Here is a 17,550-nt window from a genome sequence, read left to right as displayed (position 1 = left end):
GCCATTGCCAGAGCAAATGTAGTTTCATCGGCGGTAACTACGGTGTCTGAAGTTACGGTGTCGTCTACTAATGTTTGTGCTTTGCTAGAATCTACAACAACAGTATCCGGTTCATCAACCACTCTATTTGTCATCTTATTATTGCTTGAAAATGCTGTTGCACTTACTACCATCACTGCTGCTACTGCTACAAATAACTTTCTCATAATCTTATCGTTTTTAGTTTATATTTTCTTGTTTGCTTGTTCTGCTTAATATCATGCAAGTGGCGTGCCAATCGTACCAAAAAGTAGTAATACATTGATTCTCAAGAATAAAAAAAATCCACACTCCTGTGGCGAAGTGTGGAATTGTGGAATTTATGCAACCCGACTGTAGAATTTGTCCACAATCAGGACAGCTGATAAAGTTTGAGTTTGTTATAGAGCGTTTTCCGGTCGATGCCCAACAGTTGGGCCGCCTTGCTCTTGTTATTGTTCGTGGCCTGAAGTGCCTGGAGGATACGTTCCTTCTCTGATACGGCATCATGCAGGGCAAAAGTATTCTGCGGGGCAGCAGGACGCACCTCGGTAAGTTGCTCGCCCAAATCTTCGCGCGTGATGAAATCTCCCTTGGCCAACAAAGTGGCACGTTTAATCACATTTTTCATCTGACGCAAGTTACCGGGCCAGGAATAGGTTTGCAACGCCCGCTCGGCATTCATATCAAAACCAATCAAATCCTTGTCGAGCTCGCGGTTGGCCTGATCGAGGAAGAAATTGGCAAAAAGCAGAATGTCTTCCTGACGGTCCTTCAATGCCGGCATCTTCAACGTAAACTCATTGATGCGATGATACAAGTCCTCACGAAACTGTCCATTGGCAATAGCCTGCTCCAGATTCTCGTTTGTGGCACAGACCAGACGCACATCCACCTCGATTTCCTGAGTAGAGCCCACCGGACGGATGCGGTGTTCCTGAATGGCGCGCAGCAACTGCACCTGCACATCATAGCTCAAGTTTCCGACTTCATCCAAAAACAAGGTTCCCCCATTGGCCTCCACAAAAGCACCGGTCTTGTCGGTCACGGCTCCGGTAAACGAGCCTTTCACATGGCCGAAGAATTCGGAGGCGGCAAGCTCCTTGAGCATGGCACCGCAGTCAATGGCCACAAAAGGCTTGTCGGCCCGCTTGCTGAGCTGATGGATGCGGTGGGCCACATACTCCTTACCCGTACCGCTAGCTCCGTTGATGAGTACCGACATCGGGGTCGGCGCCACCAGACGCACATAATTATAGAGCATGCGCGCCGCTTCGCTTTCGCCTTCCAGAAAATTGTTCGTATAGGAGTCATGATCCGCTTCGCCCGCCACGACATCGAGTTTGCTGTCGTCGGGCAGAGGAGCGCTCAGGGCATCGTCAATCTTTTTAAGGAGTATGTCGGGCTGAACCGGTTTGGCAATATAATCGCTGGCTCCCTGCTTCATGGCATCCACCACATTTTGCACCTCGGCATAACTGGTCATGATGATAAACGGGGTGTTGTTGCCCATGCCGCGCAGCCAGGACAACAGATAAAGACCGTCCTCGTCGGGCAGACGGAGGTCGGAAAGCACCAGGTCGTATTCCTGCTGATGCAGGATTTTCCGGGCACGTGCGTTATTGCTCGCCGTATCCACGGCAAAGCCTCTTTTTCCTAACCAGGTTTTCAACATGGTAGAAAAAGTCAAATCGTCTTCTACAATTAAAATGGACTTCATTGTTCCCATATTTTATGACACTAAGGAGGCCTCGCGCTCTCCTTGTTTTATTATATCCTGAATCTGAAGCATCAGATTTCTGATCATTTCCTTTTCTTCCTCGTTCATGGTGTTCATGGTGCGTTTGGTTTCCAACACTTTCAACACCTGACACACTTCCTGCGCGCCGAGCATGGTGTACGAAGGGAGCATCTTGTGAGTTATCTCTCCCACACGCCTGATGTCTTCCTGCTCCAAAGCCAGCCTCATCTGCTCCACATTCTGTGTGCTTTCGGCCACGAAGGTCTCCAGAATCTGCCGCGAAGCCTCACGGTCTCCGTCGGCAAAAGCCAGCAGATTCTTGAAATCGAGCTGCGGTTCCGTAGCGGGAGCCGGTTCGGGCGTTTCATCGACCTGCACACCGGTACTCATTCCCAGAACACGTTCTACGGTCTTGACCAGTTCACCGGCATTGAACGGCTTATACAGGCTGGCCGCAAATCCGTGGGCTACAAAATCCTGCTCGCTCATGTCGCTGCGAGCGGTAATGGCCACCACCGGAATACTCCGTCCGCAAGTGCCCGAAAGGGCACGGACCGATTTCAGCAGCTCAAAACCGTTCATTCCCGGCATCTGTATGTCGGTAAACAAAAGGTCGTATTCCTGTTTCTTCAGGGCCTCGAACAGTTCTTCAGGGCTCAGGCAACAAGTCAGTTCCAGTTTCTGGTCGCCCAGAGTAGACTCGAACATCGCCCGGTTCAACTGCATCTGTATGCGGTCATCGTCAATCATCACCACACGCAGTTTGCCCCGCATCTGCGGCATCTCCTCATCCGCTTTCTGATGCAGCGGCTCGTGCTTCAAAGGCAGATAAACATGAAACGTGGTTCCATGCCCTACATGGCTGCCTATGCGGATGCTTCCGCCCAAAAGTTCCACCAGTTTCTGAGTAATGGACAGTCCCAGACCGAAACCTTCCTGTCCTTGCGCACTGGTAAGGCGGGTAAATGCTTGGAACACTTTCTTCTGTTCCTCAAGCGACATGCCGCAGCCGGTATCTTTCACGGCGATATGCATCAGGGGTTCTTCCAGTTTTACCTGAAGTGTGATTCCACCCTTTTCCGTAAATTTCAGCGCATTACTCAACAAGTTGTCGGTAATCTGACGAATGCGGAAAGGATCTCCCGCAAAGCTTCCGTTCAAGGCCTCGTCCAGTTCGGCGGTAATCTCCAGCCCTTTCTTATGGGCCAACGGCACGAAGCTGGTAAACAAAGTCTCGAAAAGCTGCTTGGGATTGAATGCCACACTCTGAATGTCCATCTTATTGGCATCCAGGCGATGAAAATCAAGCAGCGAAGTGACCAGCCGGAGCAGATGCTGCGCCGAACTGCGCATATTCTCCAGATAGAACTGCGAACGCTTCTCCTTGAGCAGGCGCGAAAGCAAATCTATATATCCCAGAATGGAGCCGACAGGAGCCTTGATATCATGGGTGATGGTGAGCATCAGTCGTTCACGCACCTGCAACAGGTCTTCAGCCCGCTTCTTGGCCTTTTCCAACTCCTTGCGGTAATGATTGCTCTGTGTGATGTCTCTCCACACGATAAAGGAGAACACCAAAGCCAGCAACACCGCCGATATGGAAATAATGGCCAGAGTCAAAGCCGCTTTCTGACGGATCTCGGCCTCACGTTGCATCCTTCGGTTCAGCAGTTGCTGTTCTTCCTGCTCGATGGTTTCCAGCATTTGGGTAACCTTCAGGCTGAGCAAGGCACCGGATGCCTGCTGTTCTTTCAGCCGGTTACGGATCAGGTCAGTGCGGCGTGACTTCTGCAGCGACACGCTGTCTTCTGCCCGCTGCAAGATATTCACCAGCGTGTCGGCCGCATTATAGGCTTCCTGCTGCACCGTGTCGATATAAACCTCCTGAACCACTTTGTTCACCTCGGTGGAATCTTCCTTGGCCGGAGAGAAAGCCTCGGCCAGACGCTGGAAGAATCGTTTCTTCTTTTTCTGCTTGACAACATAAGACTGATTGTTAGTGATCACCTTTTTCTGGATCTTCGGCTGGTTCACCACCGTATCCTGCTGAGCAATCATTTTCTTGATCTGGCTTTTGTAGGCCTGATTCTCCTTGGTGTCGCTCACCAGATGGAGCAACGACCGCATGTTCTTTTCCTTTTGTCCCAACAAATCCTTCAGTGTGTCGAGACGCAGGCGCTGCCCTTCGTCGGTAAATACAGTCCGCAGAGAGTCTATTGCCTCGCAAGCGCTCTTCATGGCTTCCTGATAGGCCTGTGAATTCGGAATCTGCCCGATGCTGACATACTGAGCCACGATTTCGGCTTCATACAGCCGGCTCACCACGGTATTCACGGCACGACGGCGCTCGGTGATGGCTTTTTCGGCCTGCTCAGACCGCTCCAACAGCATCAATTTGTCGTAGATATAAAAAATCGACACCATAAGCAGCAGAATAAGGATCACATAGCCAAAGGCCACCTTTATGGAAGTTCCCAGTTTCATCAATCCCTCCTTATTTCTGTCGTTCTATACAAGCAAGATAGTCGTAATGACCGCCTTCGAGAATCTTGGTCGCCGTAAAACCGTATTCCGAAGCATAATAAGATAATGTTTCAAAATCTACATAGAGCCAGTCGAACTTCGGACCGGAAACATTTCTGTATTTCATCTGATAGTCCACTTCTCCATAATAAGCGGCATTCAAGTCAATGTCCAGACTTCCGTCCTCGTTCTCAAAAATATATCTCAAGTCGGACGAATCCATATAGACGCGTCCTCCCTCGGCAAGTAAAAGCTTCATCTTGTTGAAAAATGCAGGCATGTTCTCCAGCTTGCCCACAATGCCCGATCCGTTCATCAGAAACAGGATGGTGTCATACTGCTCGGCAAAGGTCGGGTCGAACAGGTTGACCACACGGGCATCCCACACCCCTCTCTCCTGCTGTACCTGTACCGACAGCGGAGAAATGTCTATGGCAGTAACTTCCAGCCCTCTGTTCTGCAAGACCAGACTATGACAACCCGCACCGGCTCCCACATCGAGCACACGCCCCCGGGCCAGTTCCAGAGCCTTTCGCTCGATATCCGACATGTCTTTCTCTTCGCGGAACAACAGAGGCACCGGCAATTCATCTTCGTCAAACAAAGAAGAAAGCACGCGTAACTTGGAGGCTTTCCCCTTTTTCATATACTCCTGCAATGCCGCCCCCATCGGGTCGGAACTGGAATCCAATACTGTGGTTATCATAAAAAATAGGCTTTTGATATTATCGCAAATATAATGTTTTTTTTCGGCAACAGGGAGGACTCTCCCCGCGCAGCGTGTTAAAAATGAAAAATGCCTAGCGCTCCACGCGTTTTGCCTTCACACGTGAAGAGGAAACAAAGGCGCCGACAAAGGTAAGCACTCCGGCCAGCAACAGCGCATTATGAGGAGCTGAATCGGGAGTGAGGTGGAACATCAAAGCCACCAGAGTGGCTCCCGTGGTCTGACCGACGAGACGGGCCGTAGCCTGCATGCCGCTCGCACCTCCACTGCGATAGGCTGGAGCGGAACTGAGCATCAGGTGATTGTTGGGCGACTGGAACAGTCCGAATCCCAAGCCACACAGCATCAGTCCGGCAATCAGCAGCATCTGTGGCGCAGACGCCGGCATTGTAGACAACAGAAAACATCCGCAACTCATAATCAGCAGACCGATACCTCCTAACAGTCCGGCGTGAATCTTGCCGACCAGAAAGCCGGCAACAGGTGAAGCAAATACGATGACCAGCGGCCAGGCTGTCATAAACAAACCGGTACGCACGGCATCAAACCCAAAAGTGTGGTGCAACAGAAAGGGAATGGATACCATGGCCAGCATCTGCGAAGTGAAAGAACAAATACTTGTCAGAACGGACAAACCGAAAACCGGTATGCGCAACAGGTCAAAAGGCAGCATGGGATAAGGTTGCGACAACTGCTGGCGCACAAAGAGTGTGCCCACAGCAAGCAACAAAACGAGTCCGCCAAACACCCAGGTCAGGCTCGCACCATGAGCATAAGCTTCCAATGTGCCGATAAAAAGACCGAAAGTAAGGGCATTCATACAAGCCGAACGATAATCAAAACGGCGCCCTTCGATGCGTGTAGGATTATCGGGCAGATATTTCCAGGCAAAGTAGAAAGTGACCACTCCCACCGGAATGTTGATGGCAAACAGCCAGGGCCACGAAGCCACGGCAAGAATACCGGCGGCCAATGTCGGACCGGCCACAGCGGCCAAAGCAACCACCATGGCATTCAGTCCAAAGCCCTTGGGCAAATGTTTTTTGGGATAGATCAGGCGCACCAGTGAGCCGTTCACACTCATCACCATGGCAGCACCCACTCCCTGCAACATGCGCGAAAGCACAAGCTGTGTCAGGGTTACTGAAAAGGTGCAGCAAAGAGAGCCGACCAGGAATACCACCAGCCCGGTCAGATATACCTGTTTGAATCCTTTCAGTTCACCCAACGAGGAAAAAGGCAACAGAAACATCATCACCACGAGCTGGAATCCATTCACCACCCAAATGGAATCGGAAGAACTGACCTGCAGTTCCTTGGAAATGCTGGGAAGCGCCACATTACAGATGCTTCCGTCAATAACTGACAGAAACAAACCCGAAAAAATGGCGGCCATCGCATAAAATATCTGTGGACGGTGCAATCCGTCCCACTCCAGATTGCCTGTAACTTTCAGACTATCCATATTCATCCAATCTTTACCTGAAAACTTATTAACCTGAAAAACCTCCCCGCACAGCACAGAGCTGCACGCGGGGAGGCTGTATCTATAGGAGCACAGCTCGCTTTACTTGCTTACTTCCACAATGTGTGTCGGAGCCTGTTCCTGATTTCTCTTGTCTGTCTGGCGCACTACGGCAGCTGCCAGTTTCATGAACGACTTGCCCACCGGAGTTTCTCCATCCAAAGCTTCGGGAGTTCCCTTGTCGCCGTTCTCGCAGATGCTCTGCACCACCGGAATCTGTCCCAGCAACGGCACGTTCATTTCCTCGGCCAGATGCTTCACACCTTCCTTACCAAAGATGTAATACTTGTTCTCCGGAAGTTCGGCCGGCGTGAACCAAGCCATATTTTCCACCAGTCCGAGGATAGGCACATTCACCTTATCGTTCATATACATATTGATACCCTTGCGTGCATCGGCCAAAGCCACCTGCTGCGGTGTGCTGACAATCACGGCACCGGTAATCGGCAGCGTCTGCACCAGAGTGAGGTGAATGTCGCTGGTTCCCGGAGGAGTATCGAGCACAAAATAGTCCAAATCACCCCATTCGGCATCGCCGATGAGCTGCTTCAGGGCATTGCTGGCCATACCGCCACGCCACAAGGTAGCCTGGTCGGGGTCTACAAAGAAACCGATGGAAAGCACCTTGATGCCATACTTCTCCACCGGAATGATCATGTCGCGGCCATTAATATTCTCGGCATACGGGCGGGCATCCTCCATCTGGAACATCTTCGGCACACTCGGACCGAAAATATCGGCATCGAGCAAACCGACCTTAAAGCCCATCTTGGCCAACGCAACAGCCAGATTGGCAGCTACGGTAGACTTGCCCACACCACCTTTTCCAGAAGATACGGCAATGATATTCTTCACACCCGGCAACAGTTTGCCCACTTCGGGACGCGGGGCCTGAATGGTCTTTATGTTGATTTCCACCTCTACTTCCTTAGCCACATAAGCGTGAATGGCAGCCTCGGCCGCTTTCACGATGGACTTGATAAACGGATTTGTCGGTTTATCGAAAATAAGAGAGAAACTAACGTGCAAACCGCTGATGCGCAAATCATCCTCTACCATCTCTGCCTCGACAATATTCTTGCCGGTACCCGGATAGCGCACTGTGGCGAGCGCATCCATAATCAGTTTAGGATAGATATTCATATTCTGTTTTATATTTTAAATGTATAGATTCTTACTTGGAGGTAGCCAGACCGCTTCGCTTGCTGCGATTATAGCTTCTGTAATCATCCAGCTCGATTTCCACCTCAGGCTCCTGCAGCTCGCCGGCATGCGGCAGGCGGAAACGCAGGTATTTGATGTTCAGTCCGCGATCAATCCACTGCTGCTCGTAATAGGTCTGTATGCTCAGAATACGGGCCTCCTCCGTATCGGGATGCTCGGCCAGCACGCTGTGATACAGGTCTGTAGTGGAGAATTCCACCGGAAGAGCATTTTTCTCCACCATATAGTTGGTGTAGGTAAACAGGAAATTAGAGTCTGTTTTCAGGTGAATCAGACCGCCGTCCACCAGAAATTTGCGGTAGCGGTTCATGAAAAAAGTAGAGGTCAGTCGCTTGGTAACCTTTTTCATCTGCGGATCGCTGAAGGTAAGCCAGATTTCCTGCACCTCGTCCGGTTCGAAGAAACGGTCGATAATCTCGATATTCGTACGCAGAAAAGCAACGTTCTTCAGGCCCTCACGCATAGATTCCGTAGCTCCGGTCCACATTCGGGCCCCTTTGATATCTACTCCGATGAAGTTCTTTTCCGGATACAAGCGTGCCAGTCCCACGGTATATTCCCCGCGACCGCATCCCAGCTCCAGGACAATCGGATTCTGGTTTCCGAAGAATTCATGCCATTTTCCTTTTCCTTCGAACGGCACATTGTCAACTACTGAATACGGATACTCAAATACGTGCGGATATTCTGCCATATCGGCAAACTTAGCCAATTTACCTTTTCCCATGCTTTTCTTTGATCGTTACTGATTTTCTCTGTTTCTTATTCAAATTTTGGATACCTCCCTAAAATAAATAGATACCGCACGCGTTTTTCAACGTATGCGGTATTCTACTATGATTTTTCTGTCAGAATGACTTCATTTACTGCATCTGCTCTCCTTCAGTCTCCGGAGCCTTCTCGATCAGATCCATGAACTGATCCAGCTTAGGAGTAATGATAATCTGAGTGCGGCGGTTTCTCTGTTTTCCGGCAGCAGATGTGTTGTCGGCAATCGGGTTGTACTCTCCGCGTCCGGCAGCAGTCAGACGAGAAGGATCTACACCATACAGGTTCTGCAAAGCCTGTACTACAGAAGAGGCGCGCAGGGCACTCAAATCCCAGTTGTTTCGGATATTCGGACGTGAAATCGGATCTGTATCGGTGTTACCCTCTACCAATACATCGTAGTCCTTGTAGTCGGTTATGATCTTCGCAATCTTGCTCAGAGTCTCTCCGGCGCGGTCGCTGATCTCATAGCTACCAGACTTATACAACATGTTGTCTGACAAAGAAATGTAAACAACACCTTTCAGCACCTTGATGTCTACATCCTGCAACTCGTCACGACTCAAAGAACGGGTCAGGTTGTTGGTCAATACCATATTCAAAGAATCTGACTTGTCCTTAGCCTCAACCAGCTGTTTGATAAACTTGTTGGAAGCATTGATTTCGTCAACCAGTTTTGAGATATTCACGTTACCCTGTGAATTCTGCTGGATACTCTTGTCCAAAGAGTTCTGCAATGCTGCATAAGATGCCTTCAACTCGGCATTGGCCTTCTGAGCCTCAGCCAGTCTTTCTTCCAGGCTCTTGATATTTGCTTTATTTTCTGCCAACTGCAATTGTGCGTTCTGATACTGGGTCTCCAGTTTGCTCTTCTCTGTCTGCAAAGAAGCATACTTTTTCTTCGTTACACATCCTGAAAGCAGGAACAGCGCAACGACCATCGTAAACAACGAAATAGAATGTTTCATAATCAGGGATTTAATGTTTTCTATTACTAAATTAAGATTATTCGCGGACTTTATGGTCCATTATCGGCGCCAAAAATACGAATATATTTTAAAAAGAAGACTTTTTTCCTAGTAAAATAAATTTAAATGGCTGAATATTAGTAGAAATTACACCGCAAAAATAAAGCCGGCTTTCCGAAAATTCCTTTCAGAAGCCGGCTTCTATTCTGTAAAATGTTTTTTGAATGTCTCGCAAACGTCAGGTTATTCGATAACCACCTTGGTCCATCCGTGTACGTCTGGTTCGGTTCCGTATTGGATACCGCGCAAGTGGTGATACAGCTTGGTGCTGATTGGTCCCGGCTTGCCATCCTTACTGATGACATAGCTCTTCTTGTTTTCCAGATCATCAATCCGTTCAATTGGACTGATTACCGCAGCAGTACCGCAGGCACCGGCCTCTTCGAAGGTAGCCAGTTCCTCTTCCGGAATCTGTCTGCGCTCTACTTTCATACCCATATCCTCTGCCAGCTGCATCAGACTCTTGTTGGTAATTGAAGGCAGAATGGATGATGATTTCGGAGTGATGTATGTATTGTTCTTAATACCGAAGAAGTTGGCGGCACCGCACTCGTCGATGTATTTCTTTTCCTTGGCATCGAGATAGAACTCGCAAGAATAACCCAGATCGTGAGCCATCTTGTTGGCACGCAAGCTGGCGGCATAGTTACCTCCCACCTTATAGATACCTGTTCCCAGCGGAGCGGCACGGTCGAACTCGCGGATAATCACATAAGGATTGGTTGCAAAACCGCCTTTGAAATAAGGGCCAACCGGAGTTACGAAAATCACGAACATATACTCGTCGGCAGGATGAACACCCACCTGTGCTCCGGTACCGATCAGCAACGGACGGATATACAGTGAGGCACCGCTCTCGTATGGCGGGATGAAGCGCTCGTTCAGACGCACCACCTTGGTCACCATCTCTTCAAAAAGTTCGGTAGATACCTCCGGCATCAATATTCCGCGACAAGTGCTTTGCAGGCGTGCCGCATTTTCATCCATGCGGAATACACGCACTTTGCCGTCAGGGCAGCGGTAAGCTTTCAGTCCCTCAAAAGCTTCCTGTCCGTAGTGCAGGCAGGTAGCAGCCATGTGAATATTGATGGTCTGCTCTGAACACACTTCAATTTCTCCCCATTTTCCGTCGCGATAGTAGCAGCGGACATTGTAATCTGTCGGCATATAACCGAAAGACAGATTTGCCCAATCGATCTCTTTCATATTCAATCAATAATGCGAAAACGCAAAGGTTATGCTTTTGTATCTTCGCTCGTTAACCTATAAATTATTGTTTTTCTTTCTCTATTGTTCTGTCCGGCACCACTCATGCAGATGTCTGTGTCGGGCTGCTGTGTGCAAAGTTATAGAAAAATTTCATATTTTAAACAAAGAAAGGAAATAAATTCCAAATTGAAATTATTTTTCCTCGCTATCTAATATTTTTCGTATCTCCTCATCGGTATGGTACAGTTTTTCCTTACAATACGCAATCAGAGTCTTTGCTTCTTTCAATTTTTCGGCCAGCTGGTCAATTCCCAGTTCATTGTTTTCCACCTGTTTCAGGATTTCCTGCAGGGCGGCTATGGCTTCTTCATAGTTTTTGGCATTATTTTTTCTCGGCATAAGTCATCGGGTATTTTTTGATTCTCCTTATAAAACTTTTGAGTGCACGCGTCCCTCGGCCAGATGGGTTTCAATCACATCGCCCGGCTGCAGTTCGTCGGCACAGGTCACAATCTGCCCGTTCCGGTAGGTCAGGCTATAGCCCAGCTTCAACAAACGCTCCGGATCGAGTGCCTGCACCTGACGGGCATAGAAATCCAACTGACGTTTTTCGTGCTCCAGCCGGTTGCGGAATCCCTGTGCCAGGCGTTCCTCCTGCGTATCCAGCCTGAGCAACTCGCGCTGTACCCGCATACGGACTGCGGCCTGAAGAGCATGCTCGGCACTGAGAATCTGCTGTTCGGCCCGGCTTTTCACCGAATTGAAAACCACGGGCAAACGGGTAATCAGAGTCGTCAGGCGCAACTGCTCCTCCGTGAGACGTTCGCGGACAGACCGAAGAAGATCTTCCTGCAACTGCTCCAGCCGGGAGGCCGTCTGCAACATGTGGTTCAACAGACAGGCAGCCGCCGCCGTAGGCGTCTTGACCCGCGTGTGTGCCACGGCATCGAGCACCGTGTCGTCGCGCTCGTGACCGATACCCGTAATAATAGGCAGCGGAAACTGGGCACAGCTTGCCGCCAGCAGATAAGTATCAAAACCGGAGAGGTCGCTCGTGGCTCCTCCTCCGCGGATGATGACCACCACATCCCACCGGTCGCGCTGCTCCAGAATCTGATCGAGGGCGGCCAAGACGGTCTCTTCGACACGCTCTCCCTGCATCACGGCCGGAAACAGACGCACCGTAAAACGGAATCCGTAATCGTTATGAAGCAACTGATCGCAGAAGTCCTCAAATCCCGCAGCCGTTCTGGAAGAGATGACCGCCACCCGAGTGGCAAGCAGCGGCATCACCAGATTCTTGTTGTCGTCTATCACCCCCTCGCGGCGCAACTGGTCCAATATCTCCCGACGCCGACGGGCCAGATCGCCCAAAGTATAGGCCGGGTCGATATCCTCTACCGTAAGCGTATAACCGTAGAGTTCGTGAAAAACCACCCGCACGCACACCAGCACCTTGATTCCCGCGGCCAGACATTGCCCGGTTTCGCGTTCAAAATAAGGTTTGAGCACCCGATAGGCCGAAACCCAGATGGCGCCTCGCGCCTTGGCCACCAGCTGTCCGGAGAACTCATCCTTCTGGACAAACTCCAGATAGCAATGGCCCTGATAGGCCTCGCGCACCTCGCTCAGCTCGGCCTGAATCCAATAAGACTGCTGGAATTCCAGGTCGATTGTGCGCCGCACCATCCGGTTCAGTTCCAGCAACGACAAGGCATCTTTCATGCAAACTCCTCTATATAAGAATGTATTCCTTTCTGCGAAACAATATATCCACCGCCCACGACCAGATCATCTACGTAGAACACCGCCGACTGTCCCGGGGTGACGGCCGAAGCCGGTTCGTGGAAATGCACCAGATACAAATCGCCCTTGGCATCTTTTTCCTCCCACAGTCGGTTCACCTTCTTCAGGGTGCAGGGAATCGGCTTGCTGCGGTAACGGATGCGCACCGCCAGTCCCTCGGCAGGCAGCGCATCGGCATTCACCCAGTTGGGCTGCTCCACCAGCATATATTCTGTCATCAGGCGGTCGGCATCGCCCAGCATCACCGTATTCTTCTGCGGATTGATTTTCAACACAAAGGCCGGTTTTCCCAGAGCAATTCCCAGTCCTTTACGCTGTCCCACCGTGTAAAAGGGAAAGCCCTGATGGCGGCCCAGCTTATGACCCTGTTCGTCCACAAAGTCACCCGGCCCTACTTTCTGCTCCAGATCCGGAAGCTGCTCTTTCAGAAACTCCCGATAGTCGCCCGGAATGAAGCACACCTCCATGGATTCCCCGCCGCGGGCCTTGGCTTCAAAGCCCTTTTCGGTGAGATAGGCACGCACCTTGTCCTTGGTGGTATCTCCCAAAGGGAAGATACAGCGACGGAGCACCTCCTGCGACAGGCGCCAGAGGAAATAAGACTGGTCCTTCTTGGTGTCGGCACCGCACTTGAGGTAAACAGAACCGTCCTGCTCCACCTTCTGCACATAATGGCCGGTGGCTATATAGTCACAACCCAAACGGTCGGCCCATTCCATCAGCATGCGGAACTTAAAGGTGGGGTTACACATGACACACGGATTCGGAGTCCGTCCGTTGAGATATTCGTCGATAAAGTTACGCACCACCACGTCTTTGAAAGAGGCTCTCTCATCGGCCACATAGTGCTCTATGCCCAAACGCTCGGCCAGTTCGCGGGCCTGCATCACGTGGTTGGGCTGTTCCTGTCCGGGTTCCGAAAAATGCTGGGGCAAATCCCACACCCGCATGGTTATTCCGATTACTTCATATCCTTTATCCTTCAACATCAGGCACACGGACGAGCTGTCTATTCCGCCCGACATGCCTACCAATACTTTCTTCTTCATAATGTCTCTCTATTTCAGAAAAGCAAAAATACGGAAAAAAATGAATTGGCAGGAGCAAATTCACATATTATCGGATACGGCGACTGTTTTTAATATTTCCGTACAACCGGAACGCTCGCGACGGCAGGGGCGCAAGATGCTTTTTTTGAGAGCAAAAGAAAGCCGAAGTAGTTTTTTTTGTACCTTTGCAGCATCATTTATCGATTCATAAACAAAAGATTCATTATGTCAGGAAAAGCATCTTCACCCACCGAACTGGGCACACGCCCCGTGGGCAAACTTTTGATGGCATACGCCATTCCGGCAGTCATCGCCATGACCGCCTCCTCCTTATATAATATGGTAGACAGCATCTTTATCGGACAAGGTGTCGGCGCCATGGCCATTTCGGGTCTGGCCATTACCTTTCCGCTGATGAACCTGTCGGCAGCCTTCGGTTCCATGGTCGGTGTGGGAGCTGCCACCCTCATGTCCGTAAAGTTAGGACAGAAGGATTACCAGACAGCCCAGAACATTTTGGGCAATGTGGTGGTTCTCAACCTGATTCTGGGTATTCTGTTCGGAATCATTGCCCTGATATTCCTGGACCCCATTCTCTATTTCTTCGGGGCCAGCGAGACCACCATCCCCTATGCCCGCGACTATATGGAAATCATTTTGCTGGGTAATGTGGTGACACACAGCTATCTGGGACTGAATGCCCTGCTCCGCTCGGCCGGTCATCCGCAGATGTCCATGTATGCCACCATCCTCACCGTGGTCATCAACACCATACTCGACCCGCTGTTCATCTACCAGTTCCACATGGGCATCAAGGGAGCGGCCTATGCCACCATTCTGGCCCAGATTATTGCGCTGGTATGGCAGTTTGTGGTGTTCAGCAACAAGAAAGAGGCGCTTCACTTCCGGCGGGGCATCTACCGGCTGAAGAAAAAGATCGTTTTGGACACCATCGCCATCGGTCTTTCTCCGTTCCTGATGAACACCTGTGCCTGTCTCGTTGTGATTCTGATTAACCGCGGTCTGGCCGAATACGGAGGCGACCTGGCCATCGGAGCCTACGGTATCGTGAACCGCGTACTGTTCCTCTTCATCATGATTGTGATCGGTATCAACCAGGGCATGCAGCCCATTGCCGGATACAACTATGGAGCGGGGCACATTGACCGTGTGTTCCGGGTGCTTCGCTACACGATTTACAGCGCCACAGTGGTAACCACCCTGGGATTCCTCATCGGTGAATTTACTCCCGAGCTCTGTGCCCGCGCCTTCACCAGCGACGAGAAACTTATTGACATGGCCGCCCACGGTATGCGGATTATCGTCATTTTCTATCCGATTATCGGTTTTCAGATTGCCACGACAAACTTTTTTCAGAGTATCGGACACGCAGGTAAAAGTATTTTCTTATCTTTAACACGTCAATTACTGTTTCTGGTTCCGGCTCTTATCATCTTCCCCCGTTTCTGGCAACTGGACGGAATCTGGATGGCCATGCCGGCATCCGACCTGGTGGCTTGCATCGTCACAGCCGCCATGCTGGTGATACAAAACAAGAAAATGAAACAAAGACATTTGGCAAACAATGGACAACAATAAAAATTTTGTACTCAACATCGGACGCCAGCTGGGTAGCGGCGGCCATGCCATTGGCACTATTCTGGCCAAGGAATTCGGCATCAAGTTCTACGACAAGGAGGTGCTCGATCTGGCCGCACAGGAAAGCGGCTTCAGCAAATACTTCTTTGAGCGCGACGACGAGCACCGCGGCTTTGTAAAGAGTCTGTTCAACTCCATCATTCCCTTTACCAGCAGCGGCGACCCTTACGGCAACCAGCTCAGCTCGGAATCGCTCTTCAAGTTCCAGAGCGATGCCATCAAGAAAGCGGCCGAAAAGGAATCGTGTGTGTTTGTGGGCCGCTGTGCCGACTATGTGCTGCGCGACCATCCGCGCTGCGTAAACATCTTCATCTCGGCCGATATGGAAGACCGTGTGGCCCGCCTGATGCAGAATCTGCAGGTAGATGCCCAGGAAGCCGAAAAACGGGCTCTCGAAGGCGACGACAAGCGCGCGTCATACTACAACTATTACAGCGCTCTCACCTGGGGCGAGGCTGCCACCTATCACATCTGCATCAACTCGTCGGTGCTGGGCATTGAGGGAACGGCAGACTTCCTGAAGTCCTTCATCGTGAAAAAGCTGGGCTTATGAAACGGATAGGAATCCTTTCGGACACACACGGCTATTGGGACGACCGCTATCTGGAATACTTTGCCGAGTGCGACGAAATCTGGCATGCCGGAGATATCGGCTCGTTTGAGCTGATCCGCCGCCTGGAGGAATTCCGCCCCGTAAAGGCCGTATGCGGCAACTGCGACGGCGGCGACACCCGCAAGACTTATCCCCAGATTCTGGAATGGGAGTGCGAAAATACCCGTGTGATGATGACGCACATCGGGGGCTATCCCGGGAAATATGCACCGGGAATCCGGAAAATTCTGGCCGAAAAGCGCCCCCAGCTGTTCATTGCCGGCCATTCACACATCCTGAAAGTGATGTTCGACCGGCAGATGAATCTGCTTTACATCAATCCCGGAGCCGCCGGAATCATGGGCTGGCACAAGGTGCGCACCCTCATCCGGGTCACTTTATCACAGGGCAACTTCAGCAATCTGGAAGTCATTGAGCTGGGTGCCCGCGAAAACGAATAAGAAACCTAAAAACATATACACTCGTGAAAACTTATCTAGTAACAGGAGGAGCCGGCTTTATCGGCGCAAACTACGTGAAATATATCCTGAACAAATACAACGACATCACGGTCGTGGTTCTGGATCTGTTGACCTATGCCGGCTATCTGGGCACCATCGCCCAGGATATTGACAACGAACGCTGTATCTTTGTAAAAGGCGACATCTGCGACGCTCATCTGGCAGACGACCTGTTTGCAAAATACCGTTTCGATGTGATTGTGAACTTCGCTGCCGAGAGCCATGTGGACCGCAGCATCGAAAACCCGCAGCTGTTCCTGCAGACCAACATTCTGGGTACCCAGAACCTGCTTGACGCTGCCCGCCGTGCCTGGGTGACCGGAAAGGACGAAAACGGCTACCCAACCTGGCGCAAGGGCGTACGCTTCCATCAGGTATCTACCGACGAGGTGTACGGAAGCCTGGGCGAAGAGGGCTTCTTCACCGAAGAGACTCCGCTCTGCCCGCACAGCCCGTACAGCGCGTCAAAGGCCAGTGCCGACCACATTGTGTGTGCCTATAAGGACACTTACAAGATGCCGGTGAGCATCACCCGCTGCTCCAACAACTACGGACCGTATCAGTTCCCGGAAAAACTGATTCCGCTGATCATCAAGAACATTCTCGAAGGAAAGAAACTTCCGGTCTACGGTCAGGGTACCAACATCCGCGACTGGTTGTATGTGGAGGATCACTGCAAGGCCATCGACATGGTCATCAACCAGGGTGCCGACGGCAGCATCTACAATGTGGGCGGACATAACGAGCGTCAGAATATCCAGATTGTGAAGCTCACCATCCAGACCATCCGCGAAATCATGGAGAAGGAACCGGAAATGCGCTCTCTGCTGAAGAAGCAGGTGAAGAACGAAAACGGTGAAATCGCTGTTGACTGGATTAACGACGACCTGATCACCTTCGTAAAGGACCGTCTGGGCCACGACCTGCGCTACGGCATTGATCCGGAAAAGATCAAAACCGACCTGGGATGGTATCCGGAGACTGATTTCGAAACCGGTATCGTGAAAACCATCCGCTGGTATCTGGACAACCAGAAGTGGGTGGAAGAAGTGACCAGCAGCGACTATCAGAACTATTACGACCGGATGTACGGCAGACGCTAAGCACGGATTCCGGCGATAAAACGAACAAAATGTAAGCATCCCGAAGCAGAAGGCCTG

Annotated in this window: 16 protein-coding genes; 4 read left to right on the top strand and 12 right to left on the bottom strand. The window is 50.9% G+C overall.

Features of this window, described 5'->3' with window-relative positions:
* The 12 genes from DXA74_RS01870 to mnmA form a co-directional block, all read right to left on the bottom strand.
* Positions 1-206, bottom strand: a 206-nt coding sequence (locus tag DXA74_RS01870) for a hypothetical protein (protein WP_147400997.1), incomplete at its 3' end; no start/stop codon positions are given.
* A gap of 185 nt (positions 207-391) precedes the next feature.
* On the bottom strand, positions 392-1,738 hold the full coding sequence (locus tag DXA74_RS01865) for a sigma-54 dependent transcriptional regulator (RefSeq protein ID WP_118525138.1): 1,347 nt from the start codon (positions 1,736-1,738) through the stop codon (positions 392-394).
* Between the two features lie 12 nt (positions 1,739-1,750).
* On the bottom strand, positions 1,751-4,243 hold the full coding sequence (locus DXA74_RS01860) for a hybrid sensor histidine kinase/response regulator (RefSeq protein WP_118525122.1): 2,493 nt from the start codon (positions 4,241-4,243) through the stop codon (positions 1,751-1,753).
* Positions 4,244-4,253: 10 nt separating this feature from the next.
* On the bottom strand, positions 4,254-4,988 hold the full coding sequence (locus DXA74_RS01855; RefSeq protein ID WP_118525121.1) for a bifunctional 2-polyprenyl-6-hydroxyphenol methylase/3-demethylubiquinol 3-O-methyltransferase UbiG: 735 nt from the start codon (positions 4,986-4,988) through the stop codon (positions 4,254-4,256).
* 94 nt (positions 4,989-5,082) lie between these two features.
* Positions 5,083-6,474, bottom strand: coding sequence for an MFS transporter (locus DXA74_RS01850; protein ID WP_233550410.1), 1,392 nt, complete (start codon positions 6,472-6,474; stop codon positions 5,083-5,085).
* Positions 6,475-6,576: 102 nt separating this feature from the next.
* On the bottom strand, positions 6,577-7,677 hold the full coding sequence (locus DXA74_RS01845; protein ID WP_118525119.1) for an Mrp/NBP35 family ATP-binding protein: 1,101 nt from the start codon (positions 7,675-7,677) through the stop codon (positions 6,577-6,579).
* Positions 7,678-7,708: 31 nt separating this feature from the next.
* Positions 7,709-8,485 (bottom strand): tRNA (guanosine(46)-N7)-methyltransferase TrmB, encoded by a 777-nt coding sequence (gene trmB / locus DXA74_RS01840; protein ID WP_118525118.1) that lies wholly within the window; start codon positions 8,483-8,485, stop codon positions 7,709-7,711.
* A 136-nt stretch (positions 8,486-8,621) separates the two neighbouring features.
* Positions 8,622-9,494, bottom strand: coding sequence for an OmpA family protein (locus DXA74_RS01835; RefSeq protein ID WP_118525117.1), 873 nt, complete (start codon positions 9,492-9,494; stop codon positions 8,622-8,624).
* Between the two features lie 243 nt (positions 9,495-9,737).
* On the bottom strand, positions 9,738-10,760 hold the full coding sequence (locus DXA74_RS01830) for a branched-chain amino acid aminotransferase (protein WP_118525116.1): 1,023 nt from the start codon (positions 10,758-10,760) through the stop codon (positions 9,738-9,740).
* A 195-nt stretch (positions 10,761-10,955) separates the two neighbouring features.
* Complete coding sequence (gene xseB, locus DXA74_RS01825; RefSeq protein WP_118525115.1) at positions 10,956-11,162, bottom strand: exodeoxyribonuclease VII small subunit; 207 nt, start codon at positions 11,160-11,162, stop codon at positions 10,956-10,958.
* Positions 11,163-11,189: 27 nt separating this feature from the next.
* Positions 11,190-12,488, bottom strand: coding sequence for an exodeoxyribonuclease VII large subunit (gene xseA / locus DXA74_RS01820; RefSeq protein WP_118525114.1), 1,299 nt, complete (start codon positions 12,486-12,488; stop codon positions 11,190-11,192).
* Positions 12,485-13,618 carry a tRNA 2-thiouridine(34) synthase MnmA gene (mnmA, locus tag DXA74_RS01815; protein ID WP_118525113.1) on the bottom strand — a complete coding sequence of 378 codons (1,134 nt, stop codon included), beginning with the start codon at positions 13,616-13,618 and terminating at the stop codon, positions 12,485-12,487. The genes xseA and mnmA overlap by 4 nt, the downstream gene beginning before the upstream one ends.
* Before the next feature lie 225 nt (positions 13,619-13,843).
* Here mnmA and DXA74_RS01810 point away from each other — a divergent pair, with 225 nt between their 5' ends.
* From DXA74_RS01810 to rfbB, 4 genes are read left to right on the top strand one after another with little or no spacing between them, the layout of a single operon-like run.
* Positions 13,844-15,217, top strand: coding sequence for an MATE family efflux transporter (locus DXA74_RS01810; protein ID WP_118525112.1), 1,374 nt, complete (start codon positions 13,844-13,846; stop codon positions 15,215-15,217).
* Positions 15,204-15,830, top strand: a complete 627-nt coding sequence (locus tag DXA74_RS01805) for an AAA family ATPase (RefSeq protein ID WP_118525111.1) — start codon at positions 15,204-15,206, stop codon at positions 15,828-15,830. The genes DXA74_RS01810 and DXA74_RS01805 overlap by 14 nt, the downstream gene beginning before the upstream one ends.
* On the top strand, positions 15,827-16,330 hold the full coding sequence (locus tag DXA74_RS01800; protein WP_118525110.1) for a metallophosphoesterase: 504 nt from the start codon (positions 15,827-15,829) through the stop codon (positions 16,328-16,330). Before DXA74_RS01805 ends, DXA74_RS01800 begins: the two co-directional genes overlap by 4 nt.
* A 23-nt stretch (positions 16,331-16,353) precedes the next feature.
* A complete protein-coding gene (gene rfbB, locus DXA74_RS01795) occupies positions 16,354-17,493 on the top strand; it encodes a dTDP-glucose 4,6-dehydratase (RefSeq protein WP_118525109.1) in 1,140 nt (379 codons plus the stop codon).
* Positions 17,494-17,550: the final 57 nt, after the last annotated feature.

The organism is Bacteroides sp. OF04-15BH, assembly GCF_003477995.1.
GTDB lineage: Bacteria > Bacteroidota > Bacteroidia > Bacteroidales > Bacteroidaceae > Paraprevotella.
The sequence above is the reverse complement of the archived record's forward strand: the minus strand, read 5'-3'. Positions and strand labels throughout refer to the sequence as shown.

What these genes read in the sequence shown, in the direction of transcription:
- DXA74_RS01855 (WP_118525121.1), bottom strand. Translation starts at nt 4,988, where the DNA reads ATGATAACCACAGTATTGGATTCCAGTTCCGACCCGATGGGGGCGGCA.
- mnmA (WP_118525113.1), bottom strand. Translation starts at nt 13,618, where the DNA reads ATGAAGAAGAAAGTATTGGTAGGCATGTCGGGCGGAATAGACAGCTCG.
- trmB (WP_118525118.1), bottom strand. Translation starts at nt 8,485, where the DNA reads ATGGGAAAAGGTAAATTGGCTAAGTTTGCCGATATGGCAGAATATCCG.
- xseA (WP_118525114.1), bottom strand. Translation starts at nt 12,488, where the DNA reads ATGAAAGATGCCTTGTCGTTGCTGGAACTGAACCGGATGGTGCGGCGC.
- DXA74_RS01845 (WP_118525119.1), bottom strand. Translation starts at nt 7,677, where the DNA reads ATGAATATCTATCCTAAACTGATTATGGATGCGCTCGCCACAGTGCGC.
- DXA74_RS01835 (WP_118525117.1), bottom strand. Translation starts at nt 9,494, where the DNA reads ATGAAACATTCTATTTCGTTGTTTACGATGGTCGTTGCGCTGTTCCTG.
- DXA74_RS01810 (WP_118525112.1), top strand. Translation starts at nt 13,844, where the DNA reads ATGTCAGGAAAAGCATCTTCACCCACCGAACTGGGCACACGCCCCGTG.
- DXA74_RS01850 (WP_233550410.1), bottom strand. Translation starts at nt 6,474, where the DNA reads ATGGATAGTCTGAAAGTTACAGGCAATCTGGAGTGGGACGGATTGCAC.
- DXA74_RS01830 (WP_118525116.1), bottom strand. Translation starts at nt 10,760, where the DNA reads ATGAAAGAGATCGATTGGGCAAATCTGTCTTTCGGTTATATGCCGACA.
- xseB (WP_118525115.1), bottom strand. Translation starts at nt 11,162, where the DNA reads ATGCCGAGAAAAAATAATGCCAAAAACTATGAAGAAGCCATAGCCGCC.
- DXA74_RS01865 (WP_118525138.1), bottom strand. Translation starts at nt 1,738, where the DNA reads ATGAAGTCCATTTTAATTGTAGAAGACGATTTGACTTTTTCTACCATG.
- DXA74_RS01800 (WP_118525110.1), top strand. Translation starts at nt 15,827, where the DNA reads ATGAAACGGATAGGAATCCTTTCGGACACACACGGCTATTGGGACGAC.
- DXA74_RS01805 (WP_118525111.1), top strand. Translation starts at nt 15,204, where the DNA reads ATGGACAACAATAAAAATTTTGTACTCAACATCGGACGCCAGCTGGGT.
- DXA74_RS01860 (WP_118525122.1), bottom strand. Translation starts at nt 4,243, where the DNA reads ATGAAACTGGGAACTTCCATAAAGGTGGCCTTTGGCTATGTGATCCTT.